At 69.7% G+C, this 4426-nt stretch carries 5 protein-coding genes; 1 reads left to right on the top strand and 4 read right to left on the bottom strand.

Going from position 1 to position 4426, the window contains the following annotated elements; translation table 11 throughout:
* Positions 1–279: 279 nt before the first annotated feature.
* From ACJA3G_RS31205 to leuC, 4 genes are all read right to left on the bottom strand, one after another.
* Positions 280–969, bottom strand: a complete 690-nt coding sequence (locus ACJA3G_RS31205; protein WP_406556399.1) for an HU family DNA-binding protein — start codon at positions 967–969, stop codon at positions 280–282.
* A gap of 143 nt (positions 970–1112) precedes the next feature.
* Complete coding sequence (locus ACJA3G_RS31210) at positions 1113–1340, bottom strand: hypothetical protein (protein ID WP_358837315.1); 228 nt, start codon at positions 1338–1340, stop codon at positions 1113–1115.
* 247 nt (positions 1341–1587) lie between these two features.
* Positions 1588–2181 (bottom strand): 3-isopropylmalate dehydratase small subunit, encoded by a 594-nt coding sequence (gene leuD, locus ACJA3G_RS31215; RefSeq protein ID WP_406556400.1) that lies wholly within the window; start codon positions 2179–2181, stop codon positions 1588–1590.
* A 6-nt stretch (positions 2182–2187) separates the two neighbouring features.
* The gene (leuC, locus tag ACJA3G_RS31220; RefSeq protein ID WP_406556401.1) at positions 2188–3612 is read right to left on the bottom strand and encodes a 3-isopropylmalate dehydratase large subunit; all 1425 of its coding nucleotides are present in this window, start codon (positions 3610–3612) and stop codon (positions 2188–2190) included.
* Positions 3613–3783: 171 nt separating this feature from the next.
* Here leuC and ndgR point away from each other — a divergent pair.
* The coding region (gene ndgR, locus ACJA3G_RS31225; RefSeq protein WP_382814289.1) for an IclR family transcriptional regulator NdgR at positions 3784–4426 on the top strand (643 nt) is incomplete at its 3' end.

Genomic DNA, 4426 nt, shown 5'->3' on the forward strand with positions numbered 1-4426 from the left:
GAGGGCGAGGGCGCGTCCCTGCGGATCACCCTGGTGACGCTGCAGACCTTCTGAGACCGGGCCCCGCCGTCCGGGGCGTGGGGCTGGGGGTGTGGGGCGTGGCCGACACGCGAGGGCGAGGGCGCGTCCCTGCGGATCACCCTGGTGACGCTGCAGACCTTCTGAGACCGGGCCCCGCCGTCCGGGGCGTGGGGCTGGGGGTGTGGGGCGTGGCCGACACGCCGCGGGCCGGGCTCCCCGAGGGGAGCCCGGCCCGGCGCGTGAGCCGTCCGGCGGTGCCTACTTCTTGCGGGCAGTCGTCTTCTTGGCGGTGGAGGTCTTGCGCGCGGTGACCTTCTTGGCGGGCGCCTTCTTCGCGACGGTCTTCTTCGCGGGCGCGGTCTTCTTGGCCGTGGCCTTCTTGGCGGTGGTGGCCTTCTTGGCCGGGGTCGCCTTCTTCGCCGTCGCCGTGGTCTTCTTGGCGGCGCCGGCCGTGGTGGTCTTCTTGGCCGCCGTGGTCTTCTTCACGGCCGGGGTGGCCTTCTTGGCGGTGGTCTTCTTGGCCGCCGTGGTCTTCTTCGCGGCGGTCGTCTTCTTGGCGGCGGTGGCCTTCTTGGCCGCGGCCTTCTTCACCGTGCTGCGGGTGGAGGTGCCACCCGAGAGGCTGCCCTTGGGCGCCTTCTTCACGGCGACCTCGTCGCCCTTGGGGAGCTTCTTCGAGCCGCTGACCAGGTCCTTGAAGCCCTGACCCGCACGGAAGCGCGGAACCGAGGTCTTCTTGACCCGCACGCGCTCACCCGTCTGCGGGTTGCGGGCGTAACGGGCCGGACGGTCCACCTTCTCGAACGAACCGAAACCGGTGACCGAGACCCGGTCGCCCGCGACGACGGCCCGGACGACCGCGTCCAGAACCGCGTCCACGGCGTCCGCGGCCTGCTGACGGCCGCCGAGCTTGTCGGCAATCGCTTCTACGAGCTGCGCCTTGTTCACGTCTTCCCCTTCGGAGACATTGCCGGAACGAATCTGTTCTGGCTTTTTCGCACGTTAGGCAGATATATACCGCAAATCAAACACGAAACGGGCTAATCACCCTAGTGCCGCAACGAAGTCGGCTTCACCGAACTCCTTGTGACTCAGTCGCCTTCGGGGAATCGGCCCTCTTCGAGGTCCTTCATCAACCGCTCCAGACGCCTTGCCGCATCGGCGAGATCGTGTTTGGCAGCCGCTGTGATGACCAGCAGCTTCCGGGACAGCGCCATCCGTACGCCCTCCGGGACTTGCAGTTCGCGCACCACTGTGTGCGCTTCTTTCAGCCGGTCCGCGACGAGCCGGTAGAGCTCGAGTTGGCTGTCGCGTTCCATGCGCCGATTGTGCCATCTGGGGCGAGTTGTCGCCTCCGGCGGGGGCAACTGAGGGATTCCGGGTGGCTTCCGGCTCCCCAACGACCCCCGATCGCGCAAGACTCAATCCGGCCATCTGCTGTGCAGCCTAGGCTAGTTGACGCCACCCTGACACCCCGCAACGCAACACGCCCCCTGTCCCGAAAGACAGAGGGCGTGTTGGGCCGAAAGACTGCCCGGGGTCCGCCCAAGAGGCGGCCCCGGCCGGTCAGACGAGCGAGGTGCTGGGCTTGTGGGAGGGCCGCTTCGCCTCGTACGCGGCGATGTCGGGCTCGTTCTGGAGCGTGATGCTGATGTCGTCCAGGCCGTTCAGCAGCCGCCAGCGGGCGTTCTCGTCGAGTTCGAAGGGGGCCGTGACACCCTCCGCGCGGACCTCGCGGTCCTGGAGGTCCACCGTGATCTCGGCGTTCGGGTCGCGCTCCGTCAGCTCCCAGAGCGCGTCCACGACTTTCTGGTCGAGGACCACGGTGAGCAGGCCGTTCTTCAGCGAGTTGCCCCGGAAGATATCGGCGAACCGGGACGAGATCACGGTTTTGAAGCCGTAGTTCTGCAGCGCCCACACGGCGTGCTCGCGCGACGATCCGGTACCGAAGTCGGGGCCCGCGACCAGCACCGACGCCCCCTCGCGCTCGGGCTTGTTCAGAACGAACTCCGGGTCCTTGCGCCAGGCCTCGAACAGTCCGTCCTCGAAGCCGTCCCGGGTGACCTTCTTCAGCCAGTGGGCCGGGATGATCTGGTCGGTGTCGACATTGGAGCGGCGCAGCGGGACGGCCCGGCCGGTGTGCGTGGTGAAAGCTTCCATGGCTGATCAGACTCCAGCGGGCGTACGGGCGTCGGACAGGTCGGCGGGGGACGCCAGGTGGCCGAGAACCGCCGTTGCGGCGGCGACCTGCGGCGACACCAGATGGGTGCGACCGCCCTTGCCCTGCCTGCCCTCGAAGTTGCGGTTGGAGGTGGAGGCGGAGCGCTCGCCCGGGGCCAGCTGGTCCGGGTTCATGCCCAGGCACATCGAGCAGCCCGCGTGCCGCCATTCGGCGCCGGCGGCGGTGAAGACCTTGTCCAGGCCCTCCGCGACGGCCTGCAGGGAGACCCGCACCGAGCCCGGCACGACCAGCATCCGTACGCCGTCGGCGACTTTGCGGCCCTCGATGACCGAGGCCGCCGCGCGCAGGTCCTCGATGCGGCCGTTGGTGCACGAACCTACGAAGACGGTGTCGACGTCGATGGCGCGCAGCGGCTGCCCGGCCGTCAACCCCATGTACTCCAGCGCCTTTTCGGCGGCCAGCCGCTCCGAAGCGTCTTCGTACGAAGCCGGGTCGGGGACGGACGCCGAAAGCGGGGCGCCCTGGCCCGGGTTGGTGCCCCAGGTGACGAACGGCGAGAGTTCGGTGGCGTCGATGACGACCTCGGCGTCGAAGACCGCGTCCTCGTCCGTCTTCAGCGTCTGCCAGTACGCGACGGCCTCGTCCCAGTCGGCGCCCTCGGGGGCGTGCGCACGGCCCTGGAGGTAGTCGAAGGTGGTGCGGTCGGGGGCGATCATGCCCGCCCGGGCGCCGGCCTCGATCGACATGTTGCAGATGGTCATCCGGGCCTCCATCGAGAGCTTCTCGATGGCGGAGCCGCGGTATTCCAGGACGTAGCCCTGGCCGCCGCCGGTGCCGATCCTGGCGATGATGGCCAGGATCAGGTCCTTGGCGGTGACACCGTCGGGCAGCTCACCCTCGACGGTGATGGCCATGGTCTTGAACGGGGCCAGTGGCAGGGTCTGGGTGGCCAGCACATGCTCTACCTGTGAGGTGCCGATCCCGAACGCCAGGGCCCCGAAGGCGCCGTGCGTGGAGGTGTGCGAGTCGCCGCAGACCACGGTGGTGCCGGGCTGGGTCAGACCCAGCTGCGGTCCCACCACGTGGACGACGCCCTGCTCGACGTCGCCGAGCGGGTGCAGCCGCACGCCGAACTCGGCGCAGTTCTTGCGCAGCGTCTCCAGCTGGGCCCGGGAGACCGGGTCGGCGATGGGCTTGTCGATGTCGAGGGTGGGGGTGTTGTGGTCCTCGGTGGCGATGGTGAGGTCGAGGCGCCGCACCGGACGGCCGCTCTTGCGCAGCCCGTCGAAGGCCTGCGGGCTGGTCACCTCGTGCAGCAGGTGCAGATCGATGAAGAGGAGGTCGGGCTCGCCCTCGGCGCGCCTGACGACATGGTCGTCCCAGACCTTCTCCGCGAGTGTCCTACCCATCGCTTTCCCTCCGGCCGGCGTCGTCGCCGGCCCAACTAGAGACCGGGTGTACCGCCGGGCCCCCGGGACCGGACGGTGGCTGCGGCCGTTGTGCGGACCGCCAGTACAGGTTCGCAAGTTCCGGAGAAAATTGAACTTGCGTTTCACAGAGTGAGACGCGAGTATCGTTTCATGGACAACTCTAGCGGCGTCGGCGTTCTCGACAAGGCGGCTCTCGTCCTGAGCGCCCTGGAGTCCGGTCCGGCCACCCTCGCGGGGTTGGTCGCGGCCACCGGACTCGCACGACCCACGGCACACCGCCTTGCCGTGGCACTGGAACACCACCGGATGGTGGCGCGGGACATGCAGGGCCGGTTCATCCTCGGCCCGCGGCTCGCGGAGCTCGCGGCGGCGGCCGGCGAGGACCGTCTGCTGGCCACGGCCGGCCCCGTGCTCACGCATCTGCGCGACGTCACCGGCGAGAGCGCGCAGCTCTACCGCCGGCAGGGCGACATGCGGATCTGCGTGGCGGCGGCCGAGCGGCTGTCCGGTCTGCGGGACACCGTGCCGGTCGGCTCGACCCTGACGATGAAGGCGGGCTCCTCCGCCCAGATCCTGATGGCCTGGGAGGAGCCGGAGCGCCTGCACCGGGGGCTCCAGGGCGCCCGCTTCACGGCGACGGCCCTGTCGGGCGTACGGCGCCGGGGCTGGGCCCAGTCGATCGGCGAGCGCGAGCCGGGCGTCGCCTCGGTCTCGGCGCCGGTGCGCGGTCCGTCCAACCGCGTGGTGGCGGCCGTCTCGGTCTCCGGGCCCATCGAGCGCCTGACCCGCCACC

It is taken from the genome of Streptomyces sp. YS-3 (assembly GCF_045257485.1).
GTDB lineage: Bacteria > Actinomycetota > Actinomycetes > Streptomycetales > Streptomycetaceae > Streptomyces.

Excerpts from the sequence above, each read along its gene's own strand:
- leuD (WP_406556400.1), bottom strand. The coding sequence starts at position 2,181 with ATGGAAGCTTTCACCACGCACACCGGCCGGGCCGTCCCGCTGCGCCGC.
- leuC (WP_406556401.1), bottom strand. The coding sequence starts at position 3,612 with ATGGGTAGGACACTCGCGGAGAAGGTCTGGGACGACCATGTCGTCAGG.
- ACJA3G_RS31210 (WP_358837315.1), bottom strand. The coding sequence starts at position 1,340 with ATGGAACGCGACAGCCAACTCGAGCTCTACCGGCTCGTCGCGGACCGG.